This window comes from Pseudoxanthomonas sp. CCNWLY206-1 (genome assembly GCF_039710385.1).
Taxonomy (GTDB): domain Bacteria; phylum Pseudomonadota; class Gammaproteobacteria; order Xanthomonadales; family Xanthomonadaceae; genus Pseudoxanthomonas_A.
On sequence record NZ_JBDKXI010000020.1, the window covers coordinates 1 to 608 of the forward strand.

Annotated in this window: 1 protein-coding gene; it reads left to right on the plus strand. The window is 62.3% G+C overall.

All coding sequences use genetic code 11. The features are described 5' to 3' along the window. Window positions 1–608, plus strand: a 608-nt coding sequence (locus AADW18_RS19555; RefSeq protein ID WP_337345087.1) for a nicotinamide phosphoribosyltransferase domain-containing protein, incomplete at both ends; no start/stop codon positions are given.

A 608-nucleotide genomic window follows, 5' to 3' on the forward strand; every position in this document is an offset into this window, starting at 1 on the left:
CCGCCCGGCACCGATGCCACCTTCTTCTATGTGGAATCGCGCGGCGGCACCTACGACCGCACGTTGTTTTTTGGCTTGCAGGCGATCCTGAAGGAATACCTGGCCAAGCCGATCACCCATGCCGACGTCGATGAAGCGCGCGATCTGTTCGCTGCCCATGGCGAACCCTTCAACGAGTCCGGCTGGCGCTACATCGTCGATCATCACGGCGGTTTGTTGCCGATCCGCATCCGGGCTGTGCCCGAAGGCACGGTGGTGCCAACCCACAACGCACTGATGACCATCGAGTCGACCGATCCGCTGGCCTACTGGGTGCCGTCGTATCTGGAAACCATGCTGCTGCGCATCTGGTATCCGGTCACCGTCGCCACGATCAGTTGGCACGCCAAACAAACCATTCGCCAATTCCTTGAACGCACCAGCGACGACCCGGAAGGGCAGTTGCCGTTCAAGCTGCATGACTTCGGCAGCCGCGGCGTTTCGAGCGTGGAGTCAGCCGCCATCGGCGGCGCCGCGCACCTGGTCAACTTCCTGGGCACCGATACGGTGTCTGGCCTGCAGCTGGCCAAGGCCTATTACCACGAGCCGATGGCCGGCTACTCCATTCC